This is a genomic window from Delftia sp. PX-1 (assembly GCF_055797465.1).
The window spans coordinates 2,696,759-2,723,059 of the sequence record NZ_CP184763.1 but is presented as its reverse complement, the minus strand read 5'-3'; the positions used below and the strand labels follow the sequence as shown (position 1 = coordinate 2,723,059).

General features: G+C 66.8%; 20 protein-coding genes and 6 tRNA genes. 12 read left to right on the top strand and 14 right to left on the bottom strand.

Annotation, left to right across the window (positions count from 1 at the left end; all coding sequences use genetic code 11):
• The first annotated feature begins 667 nt into the window (after positions 1-667).
• The 3 genes from proV (at position 668) to proX (ending at position 4,327) form a co-directional block, all read left to right on the top strand.
• Positions 668-2,002, top strand: coding sequence for a glycine betaine/L-proline ABC transporter ATP-binding protein ProV (proV, locus tag ACN20X_RS12605; RefSeq protein ID WP_016453088.1), 1,335 nt, complete (start codon positions 668-670; stop codon positions 2,000-2,002).
• On the top strand, positions 1,999-3,171 hold the full coding sequence (gene proW / locus ACN20X_RS12600; RefSeq protein ID WP_473210658.1) for a glycine betaine/L-proline ABC transporter permease ProW: 1,173 nt from the start codon (positions 1,999-2,001) through the stop codon (positions 3,169-3,171). Before proV ends, proW begins: the two co-directional genes overlap by 4 nt.
• 109 nt (positions 3,172-3,280) lie before the next feature.
• Complete coding sequence (gene proX, locus ACN20X_RS12595) at positions 3,281-4,327, top strand: glycine betaine/L-proline ABC transporter substrate-binding protein ProX (protein WP_016453089.1); 1,047 nt, start codon at positions 3,281-3,283, stop codon at positions 4,325-4,327.
• A gap of 44 nt (positions 4,328-4,371) precedes the next feature.
• Here proX and ACN20X_RS12590 read toward each other — a convergent pair whose 3' ends face one another.
• From ACN20X_RS12590 to ptsP, 3 genes are read right to left on the bottom strand one after another with little or no spacing between them, the layout of a single operon-like run.
• Positions 4,372-6,126: a PTS fructose transporter subunit IIC gene (locus ACN20X_RS12590; protein ID WP_016453090.1), complete on the bottom strand. Its 1,755-nt coding sequence runs from the start codon at positions 6,124-6,126 to the stop codon at positions 4,372-4,374.
• A 23-nt stretch (positions 6,127-6,149) separates the two neighbouring features.
• On the bottom strand, positions 6,150-7,112 hold the full coding sequence (locus ACN20X_RS12585; protein WP_473210657.1) for a 1-phosphofructokinase family hexose kinase: 963 nt from the start codon (positions 7,110-7,112) through the stop codon (positions 6,150-6,152).
• Positions 7,109-9,652 (bottom strand): phosphoenolpyruvate--protein phosphotransferase, encoded by a 2,544-nt coding sequence (ptsP, locus tag ACN20X_RS12580; protein WP_016453092.1) that lies wholly within the window; start codon positions 9,650-9,652, stop codon positions 7,109-7,111. The genes ACN20X_RS12585 and ptsP overlap by 4 nt, the downstream gene beginning before the upstream one ends.
• A gap of 135 nt (positions 9,653-9,787) precedes the next feature.
• Between ptsP and ACN20X_RS12575 the strand changes: the two genes are divergently transcribed.
• The 5 genes from ACN20X_RS12575 (at position 9,788) to ACN20X_RS12555 (ending at position 14,457) form a co-directional block, all read left to right on the top strand.
• Positions 9,788-10,774 (top strand): LacI family DNA-binding transcriptional regulator, encoded by a 987-nt coding sequence (locus tag ACN20X_RS12575; RefSeq protein ID WP_016453093.1) that lies wholly within the window; start codon positions 9,788-9,790, stop codon positions 10,772-10,774.
• A gap of 128 nt (positions 10,775-10,902) precedes the next feature.
• The gene (locus ACN20X_RS12570; protein ID WP_016445168.1) at positions 10,903-11,589 is read left to right on the top strand and encodes a DUF3334 family protein; all 687 of its coding nucleotides are present in this window, start codon (positions 10,903-10,905) and stop codon (positions 11,587-11,589) included.
• Positions 11,590-11,705: 116 nt separating this feature from the next.
• Positions 11,706-12,215 (top strand): MarR family winged helix-turn-helix transcriptional regulator, encoded by a 510-nt coding sequence (locus ACN20X_RS12565; protein ID WP_016453094.1) that lies wholly within the window; start codon positions 11,706-11,708, stop codon positions 12,213-12,215.
• A gap of 1 nt (position 12,216) precedes the next feature.
• Positions 12,217-13,443, top strand: a complete 1,227-nt coding sequence (locus ACN20X_RS12560) for a multidrug effflux MFS transporter (RefSeq protein WP_016453095.1) — start codon at positions 12,217-12,219, stop codon at positions 13,441-13,443.
• Between the two features lie 114 nt (positions 13,444-13,557).
• The gene (locus tag ACN20X_RS12555; protein ID WP_016445165.1) at positions 13,558-14,457 is read left to right on the top strand and encodes an alpha/beta hydrolase; all 900 of its coding nucleotides are present in this window, start codon (positions 13,558-13,560) and stop codon (positions 14,455-14,457) included.
• A 64-nt stretch (positions 14,458-14,521) separates the two neighbouring features.
• On the opposite strand, the gene fumC is transcribed toward ACN20X_RS12555, so the two are convergent.
• The gene (gene fumC, locus ACN20X_RS12550; RefSeq protein WP_016445164.1) at positions 14,522-15,913 is read right to left on the bottom strand and encodes a class II fumarate hydratase; all 1,392 of its coding nucleotides are present in this window, start codon (positions 15,911-15,913) and stop codon (positions 14,522-14,524) included.
• Positions 15,914-16,226: 313 nt separating this feature from the next.
• Here fumC and ACN20X_RS12545 point away from each other — a divergent pair, with 313 nt between their 5' ends.
• From ACN20X_RS12545 to murI, 4 genes are all read left to right on the top strand, one after another.
• A complete protein-coding gene (locus ACN20X_RS12545) occupies positions 16,227-17,780 on the top strand; it encodes a fumarate hydratase (RefSeq protein ID WP_013803260.1) in 1,554 nt (517 codons plus the stop codon).
• Positions 17,781-17,879: 99 nt separating this feature from the next.
• Positions 17,880-18,512 (top strand): class I SAM-dependent methyltransferase, encoded by a 633-nt coding sequence (locus tag ACN20X_RS12540; protein WP_016453098.1) that lies wholly within the window; start codon positions 17,880-17,882, stop codon positions 18,510-18,512.
• Positions 18,509-19,096, top strand: coding sequence for a GNAT family N-acetyltransferase (locus tag ACN20X_RS12535; protein WP_016453099.1), 588 nt, complete (start codon positions 18,509-18,511; stop codon positions 19,094-19,096). The genes ACN20X_RS12540 and ACN20X_RS12535 overlap by 4 nt, the downstream gene beginning before the upstream one ends.
• Before the next feature lie 58 nt (positions 19,097-19,154).
• The gene (murI, locus tag ACN20X_RS12530) at positions 19,155-20,045 is read left to right on the top strand and encodes a glutamate racemase (RefSeq protein ID WP_016453100.1); all 891 of its coding nucleotides are present in this window, start codon (positions 19,155-19,157) and stop codon (positions 20,043-20,045) included.
• Position 20,046: 1 nt separating this feature from the next.
• Here the strand turns inward: murI and ACN20X_RS12525 are convergent, their stop codons facing one another.
• The 10 genes from ACN20X_RS12525 to lon all read right to left on the bottom strand — a co-directional run bounded on the left by ACN20X_RS12525 (position 20,047) and on the right by lon (position 26,188).
• Positions 20,047-20,658, bottom strand: a complete 612-nt coding sequence (locus ACN20X_RS12525; RefSeq protein ID WP_017407253.1) for a M48 metallopeptidase family protein — start codon at positions 20,656-20,658, stop codon at positions 20,047-20,049.
• A 32-nt stretch (positions 20,659-20,690) separates the two neighbouring features.
• On the bottom strand, positions 20,691-21,317 hold the full coding sequence (locus ACN20X_RS12520; RefSeq protein WP_013803265.1) for a DUF6806 family protein: 627 nt from the start codon (positions 21,315-21,317) through the stop codon (positions 20,691-20,693).
• A 328-nt stretch (positions 21,318-21,645) separates the two neighbouring features.
• Positions 21,646-21,736, bottom strand: a tRNA-Leu gene (locus tag ACN20X_RS12515).
• Positions 21,737-21,835: 99 nt separating this feature from the next.
• Positions 21,836-21,911, bottom strand: a tRNA-Gly gene (locus ACN20X_RS12510).
• A 139-nt stretch (positions 21,912-22,050) separates the two neighbouring features.
• Positions 22,051-22,815 carry a metalloprotease LoiP gene (gene loiP, locus ACN20X_RS12505; protein WP_016445158.1) on the bottom strand — a complete coding sequence of 255 codons (765 nt, stop codon included), beginning with the start codon at positions 22,813-22,815 and terminating at the stop codon, positions 22,051-22,053.
• Between the two features lie 383 nt (positions 22,816-23,198).
• Positions 23,199-23,272: transfer RNA gene (locus tag ACN20X_RS12500), tRNA-Cys, on the bottom strand.
• Positions 23,273-23,317: 45 nt separating this feature from the next.
• Positions 23,318-23,393, bottom strand: a tRNA-Gly gene (locus ACN20X_RS12495).
• 58 nt (positions 23,394-23,451) lie between these two features.
• Positions 23,452-23,527 (bottom strand) — tRNA-Gly (locus tag ACN20X_RS12490).
• A gap of 67 nt (positions 23,528-23,594) precedes the next feature.
• Positions 23,595-23,670 (bottom strand) — tRNA-Gly (locus tag ACN20X_RS12485).
• Positions 23,671-23,773: 103 nt separating this feature from the next.
• On the bottom strand, positions 23,774-26,188 hold the full coding sequence (gene lon, locus ACN20X_RS12480) for an endopeptidase La (protein ID WP_016445089.1): 2,415 nt from the start codon (positions 26,186-26,188) through the stop codon (positions 23,774-23,776).
• Positions 26,189-26,301: the final 113 nt, after the last annotated feature.

Genomic DNA, 26,301 nt, shown 5'->3' with positions numbered 1-26,301 from the left:
GCGCCAGCCGCTGCGGGGCTTTTTCCATGGGCGGGCGCCGGGCACGCTTTTTGCCGCAGATCGGGCCTGAAGCTTTCCTCAAGCTGACGCTTGACCGATTTTATTCATCGATGACAGCATACGCCTTGTGAATCATGGCCTCAATGCTCTCATTAATAGAGCAAATAATGGCCGGATTGCAACCCCCAAGGGCTTGAAACAGCCCAAAACAGGCCTTCTTCGGCTCATGCGTTTTGACGCAGTAAAACCTGTTTTATATAATTTCGGCTTCTTTACAACCTGCCAAGCAGGTCATCGGCACCGTCTTCACGGCCTGCCGATCCCTCCGGCGGATCGTTGTGCTCCCGGCACAGCCCCGTCAACCGGGCCGAAACTCGGTCCTGATGTTGTGGGGCATCGCGCTGGCTGATCTTCAGCCACGATGCCCGCCTGAGACACCGCGCGCGCTTGCCGCCGGCTGCTCTCGACCTCTGGCTCTTGCGCACCGCTTCGCGTGCCATCCGAGCCGTCTCGGGTGCTTTCGCACCTGTTTGAATTCCAGCAACGGGGGACGGCCGTCCCCTGCAGCGAACGGCATCAGGGCTTCATTTTTGGCTTGCGCGCCAGCGTCTTCGCCCGTCGAGGACGCTGGACTGTGTTCCATCTCACCCAAAAGGAGAACGCCACAGTGGCCAAGCAGATCATCATCGATCATGTGTTCAAGGTTTTCGGGGACGACCCCAGGACCGCACTCGAGCTCGTCCAACAAGGCCTGAGCAAACAGGAGATCCTGGAGCGCACGGGCCAGTCCATCGGCGTGTTCGACGCCGACTTCACCATCGAGGCCGGCGAGATCTTCGTCGTCATGGGCCTGTCGGGCTCGGGCAAGTCCACCCTGGTGCGCATGCTCAACCGCCTGATCGAGCCCACGGCCGGGCGCATCGTGGTCGATGGCCAGGACATCAATGCCCTGAGCGAGCGCGATCTGCGCGCGCTGCGCCGCAAGGACATCTCCATGGTGTTCCAGTCCTTTGCGCTGATGCCGCACATGACGGTGCTGGACAACACGGCCTTCGGCCTGGAGCTGGCCGGCGCCGACAAGGCCGAGCGCCAGAAGCAGGCCCAGGCCGCGCTGGAGCAGGTGGGCCTGGGCGCCTGGGGCGCCAGCTATCCCGACGAGCTGTCGGGCGGCATGCAGCAGCGCGTGGGCCTGGCCCGGGCGCTGGCGTCCGATCCGTCCATCCTGCTGATGGACGAGGCCTTCTCGGCCCTGGACCCCATCATCCGCACGGAGATGCAGTCCGAGCTGCTGCGCCTGCAGCAGATCCAGCGCCGCACCATCGTCTTCATCTCGCATGACCTGGACGAGGCCATGCGCATCGGCGACCGCATCGCCATCATGAAGGACGGCCAGGTGATCCAGGTCGGCACGCCCGACGAGATCCTGCGCAGCCCCGCCGACGACTATGTGCGCAGCTTCGTGCGTGGCGTGGACGCGGCCTCGGTCTTCAAGGCCGGGGACATTGCGCGCCAGGCCCTGACCGTGGTGTCCGAGCACAGCGACCGCGGCTGCCGTGCCGCCCAGCGCCTGCTGGAAGACTCCGACCGCGACTACGCCTATGTGGTCAACGCGCGCCGCCGCTTCCTGGGCGTGGTGTCCTCGCAGTCGCTGCGCGACGCACTGCATGGCCGCCCCGGCATGCTGGGCCTGAGCCACGCCTTCCTGCCCAACGTCGAGCCGCTGTCCGCAGGCACGCCGGTGGCCGAGCTGTTCGGCCCCGTGGCCGCTGCGCCCTGCGCGCTGCCGGTGACCAGCGACGACGGCCAGTTCATGGGCGTGGTCAGCCGCACCACCATGCTGCGCTTCCTGGACCGCGACACGCCGCCCGTGCCGCCGCCGCAGGAGATCGTGCCGCCCGTCACGCTCAACCCGCATTTCCCGGCCTCCAACGCCCCAACCGTCGCCCCCACCGTCGCGCCGACCGTGGAGCCGATCGAACAACGACAAGGAGATGCCGCATGAGCGATGCCAACAACAACCTGAACCCGAACACCGCCGCTGCCGCCACCGATCCCTGGGCCGAAGCAGGCGCCAATGCAAACGCAGCCCCTGCTGCCGATCCCTGGGCAGCCGCCTCCACGCAGGCGCCCGCCGATGCGTCGCCCGATCCCTGGGGCGCTGCCAGCAGCGGCGATGCACCGGGCGGCGACTGGCTGGGCGCGTCGGCCGGGGTTCCCGACGACGCACAGGCCAGCCTCTGGCACCAACTGACCACGGACGGCCTGCCCGTGCAGGGCTGGATCAACAGCGGCCTGGAATGGGTGGTCCACCATTTCCGCCCCTTCTTCCAGGCCGTGCGCACGCCCATCGACGGCACGCTGTCGGGCATCACCGATGCCATGCTGGCCCTGCCCTGGCCGCTGCTGATCCTGATCCTGACCCTGGTGGCCTGGCAGTTCGCGGGCCGCGCCATGGCCATTGGCGCCGCCGTTTCGCTGGTGGTGGTCGCCATGCTGGGCATCTGGCCCGAGGCCATGGTGACGCTGTCCCTGGTGCTGACCTCGCTGGTGTTCTGCATGGTCATCGGGCTGCCCGTGGGCATCCTGCTGGCCTCCAGCGACCGTGCGCAGAGCTGGACACGCCCGCTGCTCGACGCCATGCAGACCACGCCGGCCTTCGTCTACCTGGTGCCCGTGGTGATGCTGTTCGGCATCGGCAACGTGCCCGGCGTGATCGTGACCATCATCTTCGCGCTGCCGCCGCTGATCCGCCTGACCAACCTGGGCATACGCCAGGTGCGCCCCGACCTGATCGAGGCCAGCCGCGCGTACGGCGCCTCGCCCTGGCAGCTTCTGTGGAAGGTGCAGCTGCCGCTGGCCATGCCGTCCATCATGGCCGGCGTGAACCAGGCGCTGATGCTGTCGCTGTCGATGGTGGTGATCGCCTCCATGATCGCCGTGGGCGGCCTGGGCCAGATGGTGCTGCGCGGCATCGGCCGCCTGGACATGGGCCTGGCCACCGTGGGCGGCCTGGGCATCGTGCTGCTGGCCATCGTGCTGGACCGTATCACCCAGGCCATGGGACAGACCACCCGTGGCGGCGCGCGCTGGTGGCACAGCGGCCCCGCTGGCTGCATTGCCCGCCTGCTGGGCGCCGGCAGCAAGCCAGTTCATCGCGGCAGCACCAGCTGAACGCCTTGCCTGCGGCGCGGACGGGCCTTCTGCCGCGTCGCCTTCCCGAAAACGGCCAGCCCCGCTGGCCGCCCGCTCCCCTTTCATCACACAACGGAGGAACCCGAGGATGATCCAAGCCCTGAACCCCAACCGACTGCAGGCCAACGCACTGCGCCACTGGCTGCGCGCCGGCGCCATCGCCACAGGCATTGCGCTGGCCTGCGCCAGCGCATGGTCGGCCGACGAACAGCCCGGAAAGGGCGTGAAGGTGTTGCCACTGAAGAGCTCCATCGCCGAAGAGAGCTTCCAGACCCTCATCGTCATGAAGGCCCTGGAGAAGCTGGGCTACGACGTGCAGCCCTTCCAGGAGGTCGAGTACCCCACGGCCCACGTGGCGATTGCCAATGGCGATGCCACTTTCCTGGCCACGCATTGGAACCCGCTGCACGCCGACTACTACAAGAACGCGGGCGGCGACGCCAAGCTGTTCCGCAAGGGCGTGTACTCGGACAACGCCGCCCAGGGCTACCTGATGGACAAGAAGACGGCCGACGAATACAAGATCACCAACCTCGGCCAGCTCAAGGACCCCAAGATCGCCAAGCTGTTCGACTCGGACGGCGACGGCAAGGCCGACCTCACCGGCTGCACGCCGGGCTGGGGCTGCGAGGCCGTGATCGAGCACCACCTGACGGCCTACAAGCTGCGCGACACCGTGACCCACAAGCAGGGCACCTACTCGGCGCTGATCGCCGACACCATCTCGCGCTACAAGGCCGGCAAGCCCATCCTCTACTACACCTGGACGCCCTACTGGGTGAGCAACGTGCTCAAGCCCGGCAAGGACGTGGTATGGCTGGAGGTGCCGTTCTCCTCGCTGCCCGGCGAGCAGGCCAAGCTGGACACCAAGCTGCCCAACGGCAAGAACTACGGCTTCGTGGTGAACAAGCAGCAGATCATCGCCAACAAGGCCTTCACCGACAAGCATCCCGATGCCGCCAAGTTGTTCGAGCTGATGCAGGTCCCCGTGGGTGACATCAGCGCACAGAACCACATGATGAGCCAGGGCCAGAGCAAGCCTTCGGACATCAACCGCCATGTGGACGGCTGGATCAAGGCCCACCAGAAGACCTTCGACGGCTGGCTGGAACAGGCCCGCGCCGCAGCCCGCTGAACGCTGCGGGGGAGCCGCGCCAGGCGCTCCCCCGGCTTCCTGCTTCAAAGGCCCGCTTCGGCGGGCCTTTTGAACATGCGCAGGGCGATGGCCGTGACCACCACGCCCGCCACCAGCGCCACCGCATACATGGCCACGTGGGTCACGGCATTGGGAATGGGCGCGACGAAGATGCCGCCATGCGGCACCTTCAGTTCCACCCCCGCCAGCATGGACACGGCACCGGCCACGGCCGAGCCCAGTACCAGGGCCGGGATCGTGCGCAGCGGATCGCGGGCCGCATAGGGAATGGCCCCCTCGGTGACAAAGGCCAGGCCCAGCACGCCGGCCGAGGCGGCGCTGCCGCGCTCCTCGCGCGTGAAGCGGTCGGCAAACAGGCGCGTGGCCAGGGCCAGCCCCAGCGGCGGCGTCATGCCGGCGATCATGGCTGCAGCCATGGGCGTGTAGACCTGGCTGGCGATCATTCCCGTGGAAAACGCATAGGCGGCCTTGTTCACCGGCCCGCCCATGTCAAAGGCCATCATCGCGCCCAGCAACAGGCCCAGCAGCAAGGCACTGGCGCCCTGCATGCCGCGCAGCCAGGCGCTCAGCCACTGCAGCAGCTCGGCCACGGGCGCACCGACCAGATAGAACATCAGCAGCCCCGTGAACAGGCTGCCCAGCACGGGCAGGATGAGCATGGGCAGCAGGCCCTTGAGCGCCTGCGGCAGCCGGATGTGCGCCGCCATGAAGGCCACGCCGTAGCCTGCAATGAAGCCGGCCGCAATGCCGCCGATGAATCCCGCCCCCATGCTGGACGCGATCATCCCGCCGATCATGCCCGGCGCAATGCCGGGCCGGTCGGCAATGGAATAGGCGATATAGCCGGCCAGCGCCGGCACCATCAGCGCAAAGCCGCCCTTGGCGCCGATCTGGAACAGCGTCCATCCCAGCGTGCCCTGGTGGGCATCGTCATGGACATAGATGCCGCCCAGCGCAAAGGCCATGGCGATCAGAATGCCGCCCGCCGTGACGAAGGGCAGCATGAAGGACACGCCGGTCATCAGGTGGCGATAGGCACCACCCTGGGTCCGGGCCGGCGTGGGCGCGGCGCCGCCTGCCGCAGCAGCGCCCACGGCGACACCATGCACGGCGGCTTCGGCCAGCGCCCGGGTGATCAGGCCCGAGCCGTCGCGTATGGCCGGCTTGGTGCCGCTGCGCAGCAGCGGCTTGCCCGCGAAGCGCGAGAGATCCACCTCCCGGTCGGCGGCGATGATGACCAGGTCGGCCTCGGCAATCTCCTGCGGCGTCAGCGCATCGAGCGCGCCCACCGAGCCTTGTGTCTCCACGCGCATGGCGTGGCCCAGCGCCGCCGCGCCGCGCTGCAGCCCCTCGGCCGCCATGAAGGTATGGGCGATGCCCGTGGGGCAGGAGGTGACGGCCACGATCCGCTTGCCCGTGCGCTTGCCCAGGCTCTCGCCCATGCGCTGTGCTGCGGGACTGGCGGCAGCGCAGCGTGCAAGCACGCCGGCCGGATCATCAAGCGCCTCGCGCAGGCTGCAGCGCTCGACGGTGGCCTGCACGAAGCGGGAGGCATCGGCGGCGGTATCTGCATCGTCATGGGTGCCGGCATCCCCCACGATCAGCAATTGCCCGGCCTGCGCGGCGGCATCGGCCGCATGCAGCCCGATCACACCGCCGCTGGCGCGCACTTCCACGGCCAAGGGACGCTGTCCGGCCGCATGGCGCAGGGCTTCGGCGGCCAGCAGCGCTTCGGCGTCGTGCCCGGCAGCTGCGATCACCACAAAAAGAGGGTTCATGAGAGCTCCTGAAGAATGGGGGATCACGGCCACTGGCATGACTCCAGCAGCACGCTGGCAGCCAGGGCCTGGACGCGGTTGGCATCGACTTCGCGCGCGGGCACTGCCTGCAGCCAGGCCAGCGCGCTGGCCGTGGACAGGCGTGCGGTGTCCGCCAGATCCAGTCCGCGCAGCCGCGCGGCCACCATGCCCGCGACCATGGCATCGCCCGCGCCCACGGAGCTGCCGCGTGCCCGCTGCGGCGGCCGCGCGATCACCGCGCCTTGCGCGGTGGCGAACAGCGCGCCCTCCTCGCCCATGGACACGACGGCCAGCCCCAGCCCCCTGTCCAGCAGGCTGCGCGCGGCGGTCAGCAGCGCGTCGCGGCCGTCCAGGCGCAGGCCGGTGGCGGCCTGCAACTCCTCCCGGTTGGGCTTGATGGCCCAGGGCATGGCCGCATGGGGTGCCGCCAGGGCAGCAGCCAGGGGGGCCTCGCTGGTGTCCAGCAGCACGTCGGCACCGGCGGCCACGGCCTGGGCCTGGAGCCGGGCCCAGCTGTCCGCAGGCAGGCCGGCAGGCAGGCTGCCCGACAGCACCACGGCCAGGCCGGGCCGCAGATACCGGGCCAGCGTGGACATGACGGCGTCCAGATGCGCTTCGGCCAAGGCCAGGCCCGGCAGGTTGATGTCCGTGGTCTGGCGTCCGCCGTCGGCCACCAGCTTGATGTTGGTGCGCGTCTGGCCCGGCACGCGCAGGCAGGCGTCGGCAATGCCGCGCTGCGCGAACAAGGCCTCGAATATGCCGGCGTTGTCGCGGCCCAGCACGCCCAGCGCGGCCGTGGAAATGCCCAGGCCCGCCAAGGCGGCGGCAACATTGATGCCCTTGCCGCCCGGCGCCTGCACGCTGCCCAGCGCGCGCTGCACCTGGCCGGGCAGCAGCGCATCCAGGGTCACATGCTGGTCTATGGCCGGGTTCAGGGTCACGGTGATGGCTTGCGGGGCGTTCATGCCGTCACCTCCTTGGCCAGTGCCCGCACCTGCGCGGCATCCTCGCAGCCGAGCGCCCTGTCTGCCAGCGCCTGCAACTGCCGCAGGCTGGCCGCACGCAGGCCGGCCTTGACACCGGCGATGTCGTTGGGCGTCATCGACAGCTCGCCCACCCCCAGCCCTGCCAGCAGCAGCGCGCCGAACGGGTCGCCGGCCAGTCCGCCGCAGACGCCCACGGGGCGCGCGCGGGTGGCAGCGCCCTGCACGGTGGCGCGCACCATCCGCAGCACGGCCGGATGCAGGCTGTCCGCCTCGGCCGCCAGTTGCGGGTTCTGGCGGTCCATGGCCAGCACGTACTGGGTCAGGTCGTTGGTGCCTATGGAGAAGAAATCGGCATGGCGGGCCAGTGCGTCGGCCTGCACGGCGGCGGCGGGCACCTCGATCATGATGCCCAGCGGCAGGACCGGGGCGTCCAGTTCGGCGCGCAGCCGTTCGCAGGCCGCGCGCAGCGCCAGCAGTTCCTGCACGCTGGTGACCATGGGAAACATCACGGACAGCCTTGCGCCATCGCGGGCCGCCCGGTACAGGGCGCGCATCTGGGGCTCCAGCAGGTCGGGGCGGCGCAGCAGCAGCCGCGCGCCGCGCACGCCCAGGAAGGGGTTGTCCTCGCGCGGCAACTCCAGGTGGGCGACCTGCTTGTCGCCGCCGATGTCCAGCGCGCGAACGATCAGCGGCCGGCCCTCCAGCGCCTGCGCCATGGCGCGGTAGGTTTCGTACTGCTCGTCCTCGCCGGGCGTGCTGCCGCGCTCCAGGAACAGGAATTCCGTGCGCATCAGGCCCACGCCCTCGGCGCCCTGGGACAGGGCCAGCGGCACCTGCCCGGGCAGGTTGACGTTGGCACAGACTTCGATGCGCACGCCATCGGTGGTGATGGCAGGCAGGCTGCGCTGCGCGGCCACGCGTTCCTGCAGTGCCTGCTGCTCGGCCATGTGGGCACGCGCCGAAGCCAGGTCCTGCTCCGAGGGATCAAGGTAGATGCGGCCATTGGCGCCATCGACGATGGCCAGGGCCCCATCGGCCATGCCCAGCACGCCGCCGCCTGCCGCCACGGCGGCCGGCAGCCCCAGCGTGCGCGCGAGTATGGCCGTGTGCGAGGTGGGACTGCCCTGCGCCGTGACCAGCGCGGCCACGCGCGCAGTGTCCAGCTGGGCGGTTTCCGAGGGAGAAAGATCGGCCGCGACCAGGATGCAGCCGCCTTCCGGCAGGCCCTCCGGCCCCGCCGCTGCCAGCGAGGGCTGCAGTTGCACGAGCACGCGCCGGCCCACGTCGCGCAGGTCGGCGGCACGCGCGGCCAGCGCGGGGTTGTCCAGCGCCTGGAGACGGGCAGCGCCCTCCTCCACGGCCTGGTCCCAGGCCCAGGCCACGCCGTGGCCCTGGACCATGAACTGGCAGGCGCGCGTGAGGAGACCGGTGTCGCCCAGCCACTCGGCCTGCGCGCTGAAGATGGCCGCATCGCCTTCGCCCAGGCGGCGGCGGGTGTCGTCATGCAGGGCGCGCAGCTGGCCCTGTGTCTCGGCCAGCGCCGCATGCAGCCGCGCACCGCCCACGCTGAGCGGCTCGGGCAGGTCGGGGATCTCGGCGGCCTCCACACGCCACTGGTGGATGCGGGCCACGGCCAGCCCCGGGCTGGCGCCCAGGCCCACAAAGGCAGGCCGCGCCAGCGGCGGCAGCCAGCCCGTGGCGGGCGATTCGGCCGCCTTGCGCGCAGCGGCGTCGGCATCGGCACGTTCCTGGGCCACCAGGGCCTGGGCCACGGCACACAGGCGCTGGACCGCGGCCCTGGCGTCGGGGCCCTCTGCCGAGACGGTGACCTTGTCGCCTTCGCGCAGCCCCAGCTGCAACAGGCTGGCCATCTGCCGCGCATCGGCCACCTCGCCGCCATGGCGCACCTGCATGCGCGAGGCAAAGCCGCGCGCCGCCTCCGCCCAGCGCGTGGCAGGCCGCGCATGCAGGCCGTTGGGATAGGCAATGGTCCATTCGCACGCCTCGGCCAGGTCCACTGCCGCCGGGCGGGCGGCAGGCGGCGCCGGGTCCGCCTGCCCCTGGAGTGCATCGATGACCTGCTGCGCATCGCCGGTGGTGAACAGCGCCTGCAGCCGGGGTGTCTGCAGCAGGCCGGCCAGGCGGCGCAGCAAGGTGATGTGGGCATCGGAGCGTGCCGCCACCGCCACGACCAGATGCACGTTCTGGCCTGCATTCCAATCCAGGCCCTCGCGCACCTGGAGCACGGCCACCGCGTCGCGCAGCACCAGGGCCCGGTCTTCGGCCCGGCCGTGGGGAATGGCCACGCCGTGGCCCAGAAAGGTTTCGGCCTGGGCCTCGCGCGCCTGCATGCCGGCGGCATAGCCAGGGGCCACGCAGCCGCTGTCCTGGAGCAGCCGGGCCGCCTGGGCGATGGCGTCGGCTTTGTCGCGCACCCGGGTATCCAGGCGAACGGCGATCTGCAGGCCCGCAGGAGCGGTGGGTGCAACCGCCGGGAGGGATGAATGGGCATTGTTCATGGCGCGGATTGTGGGAACGTTCCCAACCATCAGTCAATCTGCACTGCAACATAACCTGGCCACCATCCGGCCATACCCCGGCATTTCTTTGGAGTTATCCTCTGCGGCACACCACAACCAACGGGAACGATTGCATTGAGCATCAGCATCAACGATGTGGCCCGTGCGGCCGGGGTTTCCAAATCGACGGTGTCGCGCGCGCTGGCGGGCGGCTCGGTCAGCGAAGAAGTCCGGGCGCGGGTCGCGGCCGCCGTGCAGGCCACGGGCTACCGGCCCAATCTGATGGCGCGCCGGCTGCGCGCGCGCGACGCAGGGCCCATGGGCGTGCTGGTGGCCGACATACGCAACCCGTTTTTCACGGCCCTGATCCGCGCGGTCGAGGCCGAGGCCTATCGCCAGGGCCGGCGCGTGCTGTTGTGCAATACCGACGAAGACCCGCAGCGCGAAGCCATGTACCTGCAGCTCATGCAGGAAGAGCGCATCGCGGGGCTGATCTTTGCGCCCACCCAGGCCAGCCTGCACAAGCTCGAGCGCATGCAGCTGGAGTTTCCCGTCGTCCTGGTGGACCGGGCGGGCGCCCCGGCCTTCCATGACAGCGTGGTGCTGGACAACGCCCAGGCCTGCGCCACCCTGGTCAGGCATCTGGTGGAACAGGGCCGCCGCCGCATTGCAGGCGTCTTCGGCAGCACCAGCAGCACGGCGCGCGAGCGCTGCGACGGCTATCTGGCCGCCATGCGCGATGCAGGCCTGGAGCCCGACTTGCGCCAATTGCCCCCGACCAGCGATGCCGCCGAGGCCGAAGTCACGCAATGGCTGCGCCAGCCGCAGCGGCCCGACGCCTTCGTGGCCAGCAACGGCCTGCTGCTGGAAGGCTGCCTGCGCGCGATACGCGCAGCCGGCCTGCGCATACCTGCCGATGTGGCGCTCGCCGGTTTCGACAACGAGCGCTGGACAGAACTGGTGGCCCCCGCCATCACCGTGATCGAGCAGCCGATCGACGCCATGGGCCGAACGGCCTTCAGCCTGCTGATGGAGCGGCTGCATGCGCCCGAGCTGCCCGTGCGCAAGGTGGTCATGCAGGGGCGCTGCATTGTGCGCGAGTCCACGCAGGCAATTCGCTGAGCGCGGCTTTCAGGGCCGCCTGCCAAGCCCCGCCCCAGGAGGGGGCACATTGGACTTTCAATGTTACAAACAGTCGCAAACAACGGACTTGCACCCATAATCGCTCACAATTTTGTCCCGTTGACCTCATGAACCAGCCCCAACATCCCATCGTCCATGGCACGGAAGACGTGCTGATCAGCCTCTGCAACTCCGTCTCGCGCGTGCTTCAGGTGGCCACGCAGTGCCAGATCCAGTATTCGGGCATGGTGCAGCGCATCACCAAGACCAGCCTCAAGCCCGACATCGGCTGCTTTGTCCTGGTGGACGGCGGCTTTTCGGGCCTGGTGATCATCAACTTCTCGGCCGCCGCCGCCATGGAGCTGTACCGCAGCTACATGCTGAGCATGGGCATGGGTGAAGAGGACCTTGCCAGCTCCTACACCTCCGACGATGTCAGCAACGTCATGGGCGAGCTGATGAACCAGGTGGTGGGCGACTTCACCAGCAAGGTCCAGCGCGAGCTTCAGACCTACATCACGCAAAGCCAGCCAAAGATGATCCGCCTTAACAAGCAGGTCAACCTCAGCGTGGATGCCAACCTCGACTCTCCCGAGGCGCGCCGCGTGACCTTCTACACGGGCAACAACAACATCTTCTATCTCGAGCTGGCCATGGACCGCACGGAGTTCATCAAGGTGGTGGATTTCGAACCGCAGGAGCGCCCCGACCCGGACGCCCTCATGGCGCAGGCCAACGCCAGCGCCCCCGCCGCAGCGCCTGAACCGGCCGGCAGCACGGACACCGACGAACTGCTCAAGTCCCTGGGCATGTAGGCCCCGCCTCCCCTGCGGGGGCCAAAACCCTGACGCCTGCGGATGTATCAGGCGGCTCCGGGAAACGATATCGTTGACATGCAGATAATTGGAATGCCAACTATTTGAATGCCACGATGTCTTCCCTTCCCGACCAGTCCCCGCCCGCGCAAGCCGATGCCGCCAGCGTGCAGCGGCATTTCATGTTCACGCTGGGCCAAGTCAACAAGCAATGGCGCCGCACGCTGGACAGGCTGCTGGCGCCCATGGGCCTGACCCAGGCGCTGTGGATGCCGCTGATGCACCTGGCGCGCTCGCCCGAGGCCATGCGCCAGAAGGATCTGGCCCACTCCCTGGCGCTGGACAGCTCCTCGGTCGTGCGCCTGGTGGACGGCCTGGCCGCCCAGGGCTGGATAGAGCGCGTGGACGACAGCGACCGCCGCGTCAGAAAAATCCAGCTCACGCCAGCCGGCCATGCCCAGGTCGAAGCCGTGCAGGGCCTGCTGCAGCAGGCCCGCGCCCAGGTGCTGGGCGCCGTGCCGCCCGAGGAACTGGGCGCGGCCTACGCCACGCTGCAGCGCCTGCTGGAGGCCATGGCCGCCGAGCCCGCCTGCGACACGGACCTGCCCGACGAGCAGGCTGCCTGAGATGGCTGCCGAGCACTCTTCGCTGCCACCCGCCCAGGACCATACAGCGGCCAGCCGCAAGGCGCCGCTGTGGCTGCTGGTGGTCGTGACCATCGTCGGCACGCTGGCCATGCACATGTTCCTGCCCGCCCTGCCCGATGCGGCACGCCAGCTCCAGGCCGGCGCCAGCCAGATGCAGCTGACCATCACGGTCTACATCCTGGGCCTGGGCGTGGGCCAGCTGATCTATGGCCCGCTGTCGGACAGCCTGGGGCGCCGCCCCATGCTGCTGGCCGGACTCATCCTCTATGCGCTGGCCAGCCTGGCGGCCTTTCTCGCCCCGTCCGCCCCCTGGCTGATCGGCGCGCGGCTGCTCCAGGCGCTGGGCGGCTGCGCGGGCCTGGCCCTGGGCCGCGCCATTGCGCGCGATTCGAGCACGCCCGAGAACGCCGTGGGCAGCCTGGCGCTGCTCAACCTGATGATGATGATCGGCCCCGGCATCGCGCCGGCCATCGGCTCGGCCATCGACGACGCCCTGGGCTGGCGCGCCATCTTCGGCACGCTGGCCGTGGTCGGCGGCGTGACGGCCTTCGGCATCTGGAAGCTGCTGCCCGAAACCGGCCAGCCCACGGGCCGCCTGCACCTGGGCACCATCCGCGACGACTACCGCAGCCTGCTGCGCTCGCCGGCCTTCGTGGGCTTTGCCGTGGGCGGCGGCTGCGCCACCACGTCCATCTATGCCTTCCTGGCGGCTGCGCCCTTCGTCTTCATCGAGCAGCTGCATTCCACCAAGCATGAAGTGGCCATCTACCTGGGCCTGCTCATGGGCGGCATGGCCGTGGGCAATGCGCTGGCCCGCCAGCTGATACGCCACTGGCCCCTGGAGCGGCTGATGCTCAACGGCAATCTGCTGAGCCTGGCCAGCGCGGCCATGCTGCTGTTGCTGGCCCTGTTCAACCAGCTCACGCCGGCCATCGTGGTGGGGCTGATGGTGCTGTTCGCGCTGGGTTCGGGCCTGACCAGCCCTGCGGCGCTGGCCAGCGCGCTGAGCGTGCATCCGCGCCTCACGGGCTCGGCCGCCGGTGTCTACGGCAGCACGCAAATGGCCGTGGGCGGCCTGTGCACCTTGGGCGCCAGCCTGGGCAGCAACCCGGCGCTGTCGGCCGCGCTGGCCCTGGTCGTGGCGTGCGTGGTGGGGCAGTTGGGCTTTCGCAGCGCGCTGCGCCACGCGCAGCGTGCGCCCGGCTGAGGGCCATGGTCCCCGAGGCGACGGCCCGGCCGCGCGGAGCGCAGGCGGGGCCAGGGCCTCGATTACATTGGCGCAGCCGTGGGCCCTTGCCACGGACCACAGGAGACAAAAAACATGCGCCAACTTTCCTTTTCCATCGTCCTGCGCCAGGCCGCCTCCGGCACGCTGGCGGCCGCCGCGCTGCTGGCCGGCCCGGCCGCCCAGGCCGGTTCCATCGAGGCCGCCGAGTTCAAGAGCGCCACGCTGCAGCGCAGCTGGACCTACAACGTCTACCTGCCCACGGGCTACGATGCCCAGTCCAGGCTGCGCTACCCCGTCATGTACCTGCTGCACGGCAACGACGGCCAGCGCAACGACTGGCCCGTCAAGGGCAACCTGCTGCGCACGGTGGACCAGCTGATCCAGAACGGGGAGATCCCGCCCGCCATCATCGTCATGCCCGACGCGGGAACGACCTGGTACGTGGACCTCAAGGAGCCCATGGAGACGGCCTTCTTCCAGGACCTCGTCCCCCATGTCGAGAAGAAGTACCGCACCCTCACCAGCCGCGATGGCCGCGTGATCGGCGGCCTGTCCATGGGCGGCTATGGCGCGCTGCGCTACGTGCTCAAGTACCCCGAGAAATTCCAGGCCGCCGCCCTGCTGAGCCCCGCCATCTACAACCCCGAGCCGCCCGCCGATTCCTCGGCACGCTCGGTCAAGGTCTTTGCCGAACCCCACACGGGCGGCCAGTACAGCACCACGGTCTGGAAGAGCTACAACTACCCCGTGCTGTGGGACAGCTTTCTCGCCCGCAAGATCAGCGTGCCCATGTACATCAACTCGGGCGACGACGATGAATTCATGATCGAGTCCGACGCCGCCCAGCTCTACGCCCAGCTGCGCAGGAACAAGCAGCCTGCCGAGCTGCGCATCGTCAACGGCAAGCATGAATGGCCGGTCTGGGAAAGCACCATCGGCGACGCGCTCAAGTACGTGTTCCGCACCGTGCGCCGCCCGCAGGCGGACAACTGAGCCAGGCCATGAAGCAAAAAAAGGGGAGCCGATCGGCTCCCCTTTTTGATGGCGTCAGCAGGTCCTACAGATTGCCGACCATCTTGGCAGGGATCACCCAGGCGTCGAACTGTTCGCCGGTCAGGTGGCCGGAGGCCACGGCGGCTTCACGCAGGCTGGAGCCTTCCTTGTGCGCCTTCTTGGCGATGTAGGCCGCCTTGTCGTAGCCGATGTGCGGATTCAGCGCCGTCACCAGCATCAGCGAGCGCTGCACCAGCTCGGTGATGCGCTCGCGGTTGGGTTCGATGCCAACGGCGCAGTGGTCGTTGAAGCTCTTCATGCCATCGGCCAGCAGGCGCACGCTCTGCAGGAAGTTGTGCGAAACCATGGGGCGGAACACGTTCAGCTCGAAGTTGCCCGAGGCGCCGCCGAAGTTGATGGCCACGTCGTTGCCGAAGACCTGGGCCGCCAGCATGGTCACGGCTTCGCTCTGCGTGGGATTGACCTTGCCGGGCATGATGGACGAGCCGGGCTCGTTCTCGGGGATGGAGATCTCGCCCAGGCCGCTGCGCGGGCCGGAGGCCAGCCAGCGCACGTCGTTGGCGATCTTCATCATGCTGGCGGCCAGCGTCTTGAGCGCGCCGTGGGCGTGGACCAGGCCGTCGCACGAGGCCAGGGCCTCGAACTTGCTGGGCGCCGTCACGAACGGGTAGCCGGTGAGCTGGGACAGCTCGGCCGCCACGCCCTCGGCATAGCCCTTGGGCGCATTCAGGCCCGTGCCCACGGCCGTGCCGCCCAGCGCCAGCTCGTACAGGTGCGGCAGCGCGGCGCGCACATGCTTTTCGCCATGGGCCAGCTGGGCCACCCAGCCCGAGATTTCCTGGCCCAGCGTCAGCGGCGTGGCGTCCTGCAGATGGGTGCGGCCGATCTTGACGATGTCGGCATAGGCCTCGCTCTTGGCCTGCAGCGTATTGCGCAGCAGGGCAATGGCGGGCAGCAGCTTTTGCTCGATGGCCGTGACGGCAGCCACGTGCATGGCGGTCGGGAATACGTCGTTGCTCGACTGGCTCTTGTTCACGTCGTCATTGGGGTGGACCAGGCGCGACTCGCCCCGCTCGCCACCGAGGATTTCGCTGGCGCGGTTGGCCAGCACCTCGTTGACGTTCATGTTGGTCTGCGTGCCCGAGCCGGTCTGCCAGACTACCAGCGGGAACTCGTCCGGGTGCTTGCCGGCGATCACCTCGTCGGCGGCGGCCAGGATGGCCCGGGTCTTCTTCTCGTCGAGCAGGCCCAGCTTGTGGTTGACGGTGGCCGAGGCCTTCTTGACCTGGGCCAGCGCGTGGATGATCTCGCGCGGCTGCTGCTCGCCGCTGATGTCGAAGTTCTGCAGCGAACGCTGCGTCTGCGCGCCCCAAAGCTTGTCTGCGGGGACGGCTATGGGTCCGAAAGTGTCTTTTTCCTGGCGGGTCGCGGTCATTGGTGTGGACTCCTTGGTGAAAACAACGCGGCGCAGTTGGCTGGAGGCAGGTCGGCGGGCCGCGCGCTGCGTGGCTCGGAGATGTCTGGCTGGCGGGGCCGCAATGGCAAAAACCCGCCCATGGTAACTCCGCAAATGGGAACCTCTCGCATCCATCCCCCACTGAGGTGTCGCCGAGGCGGGCTTGTCCAGGCAAACCCCTCGACTCTTGTACAAGACTGCACCCCTTGCGTGCACTTTCCGCCGCGCAGCGCCGATAATCGCCCCCGGGATTCCCCTCCCCTGTTCCCCCGATCAAAAAGACACCCCACCGATGACCACCACGATCCGCCAGCAGGACCTGATCGATTCGATCGCAGGCGCCCTGCAGTACATCAGCTACTACCACCCCGCCGACTACATCGCCCACCTGGCCCGCGCCTACGAGCGCGAGCAGAGCCCGGCGGCCAAGGACGCGATGGCCCAGATCCTGACCAACTCCAAGATGTCGGCCACCGGCCACCGCCCGATCTGCCAGGACACCGGCATCGTCAACGTGTTCCTGAAGGTGGGCATGGACGTGCGCTGGGAAGGCTTCACGGGCGGCCTGGAAGACGCCATCAACGAAGGCGTGCGCCGCGGCTACAACCACCCCGACAACACGCTGCGTGCCTCGGTCGTGGCCGATCCGCTGTTCGCGCGCAAGAACACCAAGGACAACACGCCTGCCGTCATCAACGTGCAGATCGTGCCCGGCGACAAGCTGGACGTGACCGTGGCCGCCAAGGGCGGCGGCTCGGAGAACAAGTCCAAGATGATCATGATGAACCCCAGCGACAACCTGGTGGACTGGGTTCTCAAGACCGTTCCGACCATGGGCGCGGGCTGGTGCCCGCCGGGCATGCTGGGCATCGGCATCGGCGGCACCGCCGAGAAGGCCGTGCTGCTGGCCAAGGAAAGCCTGATGGAAGACCTGGACATGTACGAGCTGCAGGCCAAGGCCGCGCGCGGCGAGAAGCTCGACCAGGTCGAGGAACTGCGCCTGGAGCTGTACGAGAAGGTCAACGCCCTGGGCATTGGCGCACAGGGCCTGGGCGGCCTGGCCACCGTGCTGGACATCAAGATCAAGATGTACCCCACGCATGCGGCCTCCAAGCCCGTGGCCATGATCCCCAACTGCGCGGCCACGCGCCACGCGCACTTCGTGATGGACGGCTCCGGCGCGGTCTACATGGACGCCCCCTCGCTGGACCTGTGGCCCAAGATCGACTGGGAGCCCGACTACAACAAGTCGCGCCGAGTGGACCTCAACGCCCTGACCAAGGAAGAAGTGGCCAGCTGGAAGCCCGGCGACACACTGCTGCTCAACGGCAAGATGCTCACGGGCCGCGATGCCGCCCACAAGCGCATCCAGGACATGCTGGCCAAGGGCGAGAAGCTGCCCGTGGACTTCACCAACCGCGTGATCTACTACGTCGGCCCGGTGGACCCGGTCAAGGACGAAGCCGTGGGCCCCGCAGGCCCGACCACGGCCACCCGCATGGACAAGTTCACCGACATGATGCTGGAGCAGACCGGCCTGATCGCCATGATCGGCAAGGCCGAGCGCGGCCCGGTGGCCATCGAGTCCATCAAGAACCACAAGTCGGCCTACCTGATGGCCGTGGGCGGCGCCGCCTACCTGGTGTCCAAGGCCATCAAGAACGCCAAGGTCGTGGGCTTCGAGGACCTGGGCATGGAAGCCATCTACGAATTCGACGTGGTGGACATGCCCGTGACCGTGGCCGTGGATGCCGGCGGCACCAGCGCCCACATCACCGGCCCTGCCGAATGGCAAAAGCGCATCGCATCCGGCGAGTTCAAGACCATTGAGATTGCCTCGGCCTGACGCCGGCGCCAAGCGCAAAGAGGCCGCCTTCGGGCGGTCTTTTCATGGCGCGGGCATTTGTGACAGACTGCCCGCTGCCTGCAACACTGCCCATTCAACATGACCATCGCGCTCGTCCTCATCGCCCTGCTGGCCGTGACCAGCCTGGCCTGGCGCCTGTCCTCCCGCCGCCATGTCCTGCCCTGCCCGTCCTGGCTGCGCTGGATGGTCGAGCTTGACAACCCCTTCGCGGCCAGCAACAAGGCCGCCTTCATCGTCGGGCAACTGCAGATCCAGCCAGGCATGAAAGTGCTGGACGCGGGCTGCGGCCCAGGCCGCGTCACCCTGCCGTTGGCACGTGCCGTCGGTGCGCAGGGACAGGTGCTGGCCGTGGACCTGCAGCCGGCCATGCTCGAAAAGGTGGCGGCCAAGGCGCGCGCGCAGAGGCTGGAGAATGTGCGCACCCAGGCGGCGGCGCTGGGCCAGGGGCAGCTGGCAGCCGAGCAGCACGACCGCGCCGTGATGGCCGCCGTGCTGGGAGAGATCCCGGACCGCCAGGCCGCGCTGGCCGACGTGTTCCAGAGCCTGCGCCCCGGCGGCCTGCTGGCCGTGGCCGAGCTGGTCTTCGACCCGCATTTCCAGCGCCGCACCAGCGTGGAAAAGCTGGCAGGCAAGGCAGGCTTCATCCCCCACTCCTTCCACGGCCATGCGGCCGCCTATCTGCTGGTGCTGCAGCGCCCTCTCCAACCATGACCACCACACATTCTCCTGTAGCGACCCTGCGGACACCGCGCCTGATACTGCGCCAGTGGCAGGCCGGCGACCGGCAACCCTTTGCCGCGCTGAATGCCGACCCACAGGTCATGGAGCACTTTCCGGCACTGCTCAGCCGTGAACAAAGCGATGCCATGGCAGACAGGATCCAGGCACTGATCGAGGAACGCGGCTGGGGCTTCTGGGCGGCAGAGCACCTTGCCAGTGGCGAGTTCATGGGCTTCATCGGGCTGCACACTCCCGCCGCGTCTTTGCCGTTCTCGCCCTGCGTGGAAATCGGCTGGCGGCTCGCCCGGCCTTTCTGGGGCCAGGGCCTGGCCAGCGAAGGCGCGCGGGCGGCGCTGGAGCACGGCTTCGGCGCGTTGCATCGGGAGTCCATCGTCTCGTTCACCGCGCTGTCCAACCTGCGTTCGCAGGCCGTGATGCAGCGCCTGGGCATGGAGCGCGACGCCCATGACTTCGACCATCCGGAGGTGCCGGTAGGCCATGCGCTGCGCAGGCATTGCCTGTACCGCCTGACACATGCCCAATGGCTGCAGCAGCAAGCCATGGCCCGAGCATGAACGCGCCCGAGCGGGCATACTGGGCGCCGCCTCCAAAAGCCTTTATCCGCATCTCCACATGACCTCCCCGGCCTCTCCCATCGGCGTCTTCGACAGCGGCATCGGCGGCCTCAGCGTGCTGCAGGCGCTGCGCCATGAGCTGCCGCATGAGCGCTTCATCTACCTGGCCGACAGCGGCTATGCACCGTATGGCGATGCACGCGGCGACGCCTTCGTGCAGCAGCGCACGCGCACCATTGCGCGCCACCTGTGCGAGCAGCACCAGATCAAGGTACTGGTGATCGCCTGCAATACGGCCACGGCCGCTGCCGTGGACATGCTGCGCGCTGAAATGCCCGAACTGCCCCTGATCGGTGTGGAGCCCGCCATCAAGCCCGCTTCGCTATCGAGCCAGACCGGCCACGTGGGCGTGATGGCCACGCGCGGCACGGTGAGCAGTGCGCGCTTTGCCCGGTTGGTGGCCGACCATGGCCAGCGCGTGCAATTTCATGTCCAGCCCTGCGACGGACTGGCCAAGGCCATCGAGGAAAGCACGGAGCAGCCCGTTCCCGCCGACCCCATGGCCACCGAGGTCGCGCGCCTGTGCGCCAGGTATGTGAATGCCCTGGGCAGCTTCGGACAGAAGACGGGCGAGATGGATTCCCTGGTGCTGGGCTGCACCCACTACATATTCGCCCGCGAGCAGTTGCGCACGCTGCTGGGGCCGGACATCCAGTTCATCGACACCGGTGCCCCGGTGGCACGCCAGACGCGGCGCGTACTGGAACGACTGGGCACCCTGGCCAGCGAATCAGGCCCCTTGCCCGCGGCAGAGGGCCAGGTCCAGCTGATGACCACGGGATCGCTGCAGGCCCTGCAGGCTGCGGCATCGCGCTGGCTGGATCTGCCCGCGCAATGCTGCTCATCCGTTCAGGTCGGCGAATCCAGCGCCATCCCCACGGCCGCTTGAATCACGGCTGCGCCTGCCACAGGCGCCGGCCCGAGTGGTCCATCCAGCTCAGGTACAGCCGCAGCTCGAACTCCAGCTGGTGGTAGTCGGGCTCCATGTGGGTGCACAGCTGGTAGAAGGCCTTGTCGTGGTCGGGCTCGCGCAGATGGGCCAGCTCGTGGACGACGATCATGCGCAAAAAAGCCTCGGGCGCTTGCTTGAACAGTGCGCCGATGCGGATCTCATGCCGGGCATTGAGGCGGCTTCCCTGCACCACGGTGCGGCGCGTGTGCAGCCCCAGGGCGTTGTGGACCACATGGATGCGGCCGTCGTAGGCCACCTTGTTCAGCGTGCCGGCGTTGCGCAGGTGCCGGCCCTTGAGGGCATCCACGTAGTCATAGAGGCTCTTGTCCGTGCGCACGGCATGGGCCTCGGGATGCTTGCGCAGCAGCCAGGCCTCGGCCTTGTCATCGGCCAGCCAGCCACGCACCTGTGACTGCAGCGCGGCCGGGTAGGCGGACAGGTAGGGAAGCGGCAGTGCACCGCCAGCCACCTCGCGCCGCTGCTCGCGCTGGCGGCGCACGGTCTCGGTGACTGCTCCGGAATACTTGGGCGTGCTGGCCTGTGCCGCCATGGCTGTACGCTGCGCGGGGCAGCGCCTTGCGCTCAATGCAGGTGGCGGGGCCGGCGGTTGCCGCCGTGGCCCGAACCCGATCCGCCCATGCCGCGCGGCGGCTTGCCGATCTCCAGCGAGCTGACCAGGGCGTCGAAGCGCTGGGAGAACAGCTTGTCGATCTCCTGCACCACGCCACCCAGCTCGGAGCCGTCGAAATGGCGCTCCATCAGGTTGACCACGTCCTGCACCAGCAGGTCGCGCTGCACTTGCATGATGGCCGCGGGCGTCGGGCCCACGAAGAGCATGACGAAGTCGTCGCGCGACTCGGCCTCTTCGGACTCCTCTTCCTCGTCGAACTCGGTGTCGTAGAAGGTCACCTCGATGGCAGCGCCCTGCTCGGCCAGCTCGTTGATGCCCATGCACATGTCGTCCAGCGACTGGCGGAAGTCCTCATCGCCGCGCACCGTCCAGCACACCTGGAGCAGGCGCTCCTTGGTATCGAACTGGATGCCAGGCTCTTCTTCGTAGACGCTGCCAGCGCCATCGGCCAGGGAGCGGGCACCCGCATACTTCCACAGCGGGCCCAGCGCTTCCTGCAACTGCTCGTAGGTCGTGTCGGGGCGCAGCAGCACCTGGCCGTGCACGTGGATTTCAAATGGAGCGTTGTAATTCGACATGTTCTCGTCTGGGATGAGTTTGGCCACACCTGTCACGCCGCACCATGTGCCACGATCAATGTCAACGGAACGCATGCAGGCATCGCCATCACTGTCTGCCCGAGCCGCGCCATCCAGGCAAGCAGCCCGGGGCCTGATGAAGGGATTCTCGCACGTAATGCAGCCGGCAAGGACTTGGCGGCGCATGGCCACAATGCGGTGCTGCAAGAGCACGAAGCCAGCAACATGCACTGCGCAGCACCGCGAAACATTGCGCAACCGCAGCATTCGCCTCAACGCAAAATTGCTACAAAGATTGCAGCATCAGAACGTTGCTGCACATAGCTCATGGTGCCCCGAGCCGGGATCGAACCGGCACGCCCCTGTTCGGAAGCGGCGGATTTTAAGTCCGCAGTGTCTACCAATTTCACCATCGGGGCCCTGCGCCGCAGCGTCACAGGCCAACGCAAGCTGATCCTGCCTGCGAACTGCAGCACCAACGAAAAAGGGAAGCGTTACCGCTTCCCTTTTTTCTGAATTGGAGCGGGAAAACGGGTTCGAACCGTCGACCTCAACCTTGGCAAGGTTGCGCTCTACCAACTGAGCTATTCCCGCATATCTGTCAAGCTGTGCGCCTCACAGAGCAGACTTTAATTCTAGCGCAGATTTCCGGCACTCCGGACCAAGTCCGGAAAAAATCCACGTCGAAGCGGATCAATGCCCACCCGCACAGCAGCCCGCTCCATGCCGTCGCTTACTTGCCGTCGATGCGGTCCTGCATGCGCTTGGCGCGCTGTTCAGACGGGGGGTGAGAGCTCAGGATGGAGCTGCCGCCACTGCCACCGCTGAGCTTGGCCAGCTTCTGGAACGATGTGACCAGGCCCTGGCGACTCATCTTCTTTTCCGTGAGCAGGTCAAAGGAATAGTCATCAGCCGCCGACTCCTGGGACTGGGAGAACTGGGCATTGATGAACTTCTCACCCAGATCTCCGGCCTGCGAGCGCGACAGCGAGGCCAGCGCCGAATTGCCGCTATTGGCTGCAATCGAGCGCGCAGCCGATGCCGCATAGGCCGTTTGCATGCGCTTCTTGCTATGACCCAGCGCCACATGCCCGATCTCATGGCCAATCACGCCACGCAATTCATCGTCGTTCATCAGATCCATCAGGCCGCTGTAGACGCGAATGCAGCCATTGGCCATGGCCCAGGCATTCACGTCCTGCGTCATATAGACCTTGTAAACGGCTTTTTTCCCATTGACGGCCTGCGGCATGCTGGCAATGACCTTGTTCAGCCGCACCGTGTACTTGCTCTTGGCATCGGCCACCTTGTTCTGCGCATCCATGGCTGCGCAGGAGTCGTTGGACAGCGTGACCACATCGTCATCCGTGAGTGTCATGGCCTTCATGGCCGTGGAGCCCGAATCCAGCAGCCCGCCCACATCAGCGGACTCCATGGTTTTACAACCCGCCAGCACCACGCCGCTGGCAACAATCGCCGTCAATAGCTTGATCTTCATAATCCCTCCCGATGAATGAAGCGCGCATCATATCCACGACCGGCCAATTGAATCCACTGCCAATGGCAAGCCATTTGCACTTTTTTGCAATTTTCCAATCAACTTCCAATAAGCACGCTCGTGGCGATGATCCAGGCAGAACAATTGGAAACAAAATAATTCACCGAACTGGCAATGAATTACAGAATGGAATTCTCTTCATGTCACAGAAGAACAAGCCCTGAACCACTCGCAGAGTGCCGAAACTTTAGAGAGAGGGAGAGATGGAGCTTGACCGGGCACGGTGCTGGCTCGAACCAGACAGCAAGGACAAGCAATGATCCTGACGCAGAAAAAGAAAAAGGCCCCGAAGGGCCTTTTGAACTGTTTTCGCAATGAATTTTTGGAGGCGCGAACCAGAGTCGAACTGGTCTAACCGGATTTGCAATCCGGGGCATAACCGCTTTGCTATCGCGCCAAGATCACTATCAAACAACTACAGCATTGCTGCAGTTTCTAAAACTGGAGCGGGAAAACGGGTTCGAACCGTCGACCTCAACCTTGGCAAGGTTGCGCTCTACCAACTGAGCTATTCCCGCAAACATTCAAGCAACTACCCGTCACCTGAATCGAACGTACACAAGGCACATTCAAAACTGGAGCGGGAAAACGGGTTCGAACCGTCGACCTCAACCTTGGCAAGGTTGCGCTCTACCAACTGAGCTATTCCCGCTTGAATCATCCATTCTGGCAGCCAACCGCCACCAGAACCGAACACCCCCGAAAGCATGTTCATAATCTGGAGCGGGAAAACGGGTTCGAACCGTCGACCTCAACCTTGGCAAGGTTGCGCTCTACCAACTGAGCTATTCCCGCATTTCTATCGAAGCCTGACATTCTACAACGTCGTTTGCTGCGATGGGATGAATTGTAGCGTAGTTCTTGGAGGGTTCAGGAAAAACGCTACATTTTTTCATCTTCAGTGCTTGACTGCAGGCTCCACAGCCTTGGTTTCCGCCGGGGCCACGGCGGCGGCCTCCTCGTCGGACAGAGGCTCTGGCACGCGTTCCAGCGCCACCTTGAGGACCTGGTCGATCCACTTGACGGGGATGATTTCCAAGCCGCTCTTGACGTTGTCGGGGATCTCCTGGAGATCCTTGACGTTCTCTTCGGGGATCAGCACCGTCTTGATGCCGCCACGCAGGGCCGCCAGCAGCTTTTCCTTGAGGCCGCCGATGGCGGTGACCTCACCGCGCAGCGTGATTTCACCAGTCATGGCGACATCGGCACGCACCGGGATACCCGTCAGCGCAGAGACGAAGGCCGTCGTCATGGCCGCACCCGCGCTGGGGCCGTCCTTGGGGGTGGCGCCATCGGGCACGTGCACGTGGATGTCCTTCTTCTCGAAGGCCTCGTCCTTGATGCCCAGCATGCGCGAGCGGCTGCGCACCACGGTGCGCGCGGCTTCGACCGATTCCTTCATCACGTCGCCCAGCGAGCCGGTGCGCGAGATCACGCCCTTGCCGGGCATGATGGCGGCCTCGATGGTCAGCAGATCGCCGCCGACCTCGGTCCAGGCAAGACCCACGACCTGGCCGATCTGGTTGTTCAGTTCGGCACGGCCATAGGTGTACTTGCGAACACCCAGGTAGTCAGGCAGGTTGTCGGCAGTGACGACGACGGTGGGCTCCAGCTTCTTGAGCTGCAGGCCCTTGACGACCTTGCGGCAGATCTTGGACAGCTCGCGCTCCAGCGAACGCACGCCGGCCTCTCGCGTGTAGTAGCGCACGATGTCGCGGATGGCGGATTCCTCCACCCGCATCTCGCCTTCCTTCACACCGTTGTTGGTGATCTGCTTGGGCAGCAGGTAGCGGATGGCGATGTTGACCTTTTCGTCCTCGGTGTAACCCGACAGGCGGATCACTTCCATGCGGTCCAGCAGCGCGGGCGGGATATTCATGGAGTTGGAGGTCGCCACGAACATCACGTCGCTGAGGTCGAAGTCCACTTCGACGTAGTGATCGCCGAAGGTGTGGTTCTGCTCGGGGTCCAGCACTTCCAGCAGGGCGCTCGACGGATCGCCACGGAAGTCCATGCCGAGCTTGTCGATTTCGTCCAGGAGGAACAGCGGGTTGCGCGTGCCGACCTTGTCCAGGCTTTGCAGCACCTTGCCCGGCATGGCGCCGATGTAGGTGCGGCGGTGGCCGCGGATTTCCGCCTCGTCACGCATGCCGCCCAGCGCCATGCGGACGTACTTGCGGCCCGTGGCCTTGGCGATGGACTGACCCAGCGAGGTCTTGCCCACGCCCGGAGGACCGACCAGGCACAGGATGGGCGCCTTGACCTTGTCCACGCGCTGCTGCACGGCAAGATATTCAAGGATGCGGTCCTTGACCTTTTCAAGGCCGAAGTGGTCGGCATTGAGCACCTCCTCGGCATTGGCCAGGTCGTGCTTGATCTTGGTCTTCTTGCTCCAGGGCAGGCCCGTGAGCACATCGATGTAGTTGCGCACCACGGTGGCTTCGGCCGACATGGGCGACATGAGCTTGAGCTTCTTGAGCTCGGCCTCGGCCTTCTTGCGCGCCTCGGCAGGCATGCGAGCGAGCTTGATCTTCTTTTCGATCTCTTCGATGTCGGCGCCGTCCTCGCCCTCGCCCAGCTCCTTCTGGATGGCCTTGACCTGCTCGTTCAAATAGAAGTCGCGCTGGTTCTTTTCCATCTGGCGCTTGACGCGACCACGGATGCGCTTGTCGACATTGAGGATGTCGACCTCCCGGTCCAGCTGCTCGAACAGGTTTTCCAGGCGCTCCTTGATGTCCACCAGGTCGAGCACGGCCTGCTTGTTCTCGAGCTTGAGCGGCAGGTGCGCGGCGATGGTGTCGGCCAGGCGGCCGGCATCGTCGATGCTGGCGATGGAGGTGAGGATCTCGGGCGGGATCTTCTTGTTGAGCTTGACGTACTGGTCGAACTGCTGCGTCACGGCGCGGCGCAGGGCTTCGATCTCGCTGGGCTTGTGGGTTTCGGCCTCGGGCGCCACGGGCACGACGGAGCCCACGAAGTGGGTCTCTTCATCCATGACCTGCTTGACCAGCGCGCGCTGCTGGCCTTCGACCAGCACCTTGACCGTGCCGTCGGGAAGCTTGAGCATCTGCAAGATGGTGGAGACGCAGCCGACGTCGAACATGTCGGCCGCCGTGGGCTCGTCCTTGGAGGCGGTCTTCTGGGCCACCAGCATGATGCGGCGGTCGCCCTCCATGGCCAGCTCCAGCGCCTTGATGCTCTTGGCGCGGCCCACGAACAGCGGGATCACCATGTGGGGGAACACGACCACATCGCGCAGCGGCAGCAGCGCCAGGTCTAGGGGGGTGGAAGGCAAAGGGGTATGTCCTGACATGGGAATCCTCGGTTTGTCAGCGGAAGATGGTCCGCCCACCGGTGTATTTCAACCCCGCAGCCCGAAAGGATTTCGGGCCACAGGGACTTGCGCTGCCGGACCTTTGCAGGCAG

Excerpts from the sequence above, each read along its gene's own strand:
- ACN20X_RS12540 (WP_016453098.1), top strand. The coding sequence starts at position 17,880 with ATGACCATCGCGCTCGTCCTCATCGCCCTGCTGGCCGTGACCAGCCTG.
- ptsP (WP_016453092.1), bottom strand. The coding sequence starts at position 9,652 with ATGAACAATGCCCATTCATCCCTCCCGGCGGTTGCACCCACCGCTCCT.
- murI (WP_016453100.1), top strand. The coding sequence starts at position 19,155 with ATGACCTCCCCGGCCTCTCCCATCGGCGTCTTCGACAGCGGCATCGGC.
- ACN20X_RS12590 (WP_016453090.1), bottom strand. The coding sequence starts at position 6,126 with ATGAACCCTCTTTTTGTGGTGATCGCAGCTGCCGGGCACGACGCCGAA.
- ACN20X_RS12535 (WP_016453099.1), top strand. The coding sequence starts at position 18,509 with ATGACCACCACACATTCTCCTGTAGCGACCCTGCGGACACCGCGCCTG.
- ACN20X_RS12585 (WP_473210657.1), bottom strand. The coding sequence starts at position 7,112 with ATGAACGCCCCGCAAGCCATCACCGTGACCCTGAACCCGGCCATAGAC.
- ACN20X_RS12565 (WP_016453094.1), top strand. The coding sequence starts at position 11,706 with ATGTCTTCCCTTCCCGACCAGTCCCCGCCCGCGCAAGCCGATGCCGCC.
- lon (WP_016445089.1), bottom strand. The coding sequence starts at position 26,188 with ATGTCAGGACATACCCCTTTGCCTTCCACCCCCCTAGACCTGGCGCTG.
- proX (WP_016453089.1), top strand. The coding sequence starts at position 3,281 with ATGATCCAAGCCCTGAACCCCAACCGACTGCAGGCCAACGCACTGCGC.
- ACN20X_RS12545 (WP_013803260.1), top strand. The coding sequence starts at position 16,227 with ATGACCACCACGATCCGCCAGCAGGACCTGATCGATTCGATCGCAGGC.
- ACN20X_RS12570 (WP_016445168.1), top strand. The coding sequence starts at position 10,903 with ATGAACCAGCCCCAACATCCCATCGTCCATGGCACGGAAGACGTGCTG.
- fumC (WP_016445164.1), bottom strand. The coding sequence starts at position 15,913 with ATGACCGCGACCCGCCAGGAAAAAGACACTTTCGGACCCATAGCCGTC.
- loiP (WP_016445158.1), bottom strand. The coding sequence starts at position 22,815 with ATGAAGATCAAGCTATTGACGGCGATTGTTGCCAGCGGCGTGGTGCTG.
- ACN20X_RS12555 (WP_016445165.1), top strand. The coding sequence starts at position 13,558 with ATGCGCCAACTTTCCTTTTCCATCGTCCTGCGCCAGGCCGCCTCCGGC.
- ACN20X_RS12525 (WP_017407253.1), bottom strand. The coding sequence starts at position 20,658 with ATGGCGGCACAGGCCAGCACGCCCAAGTATTCCGGAGCAGTCACCGAG.
- ACN20X_RS12520 (WP_013803265.1), bottom strand. The coding sequence starts at position 21,317 with ATGTCGAATTACAACGCTCCATTTGAAATCCACGTGCACGGCCAGGTG.
- proW (WP_473210658.1), top strand. The coding sequence starts at position 1,999 with ATGAGCGATGCCAACAACAACCTGAACCCGAACACCGCCGCTGCCGCC.
- ACN20X_RS12560 (WP_016453095.1), top strand. The coding sequence starts at position 12,217 with ATGGCTGCCGAGCACTCTTCGCTGCCACCCGCCCAGGACCATACAGCG.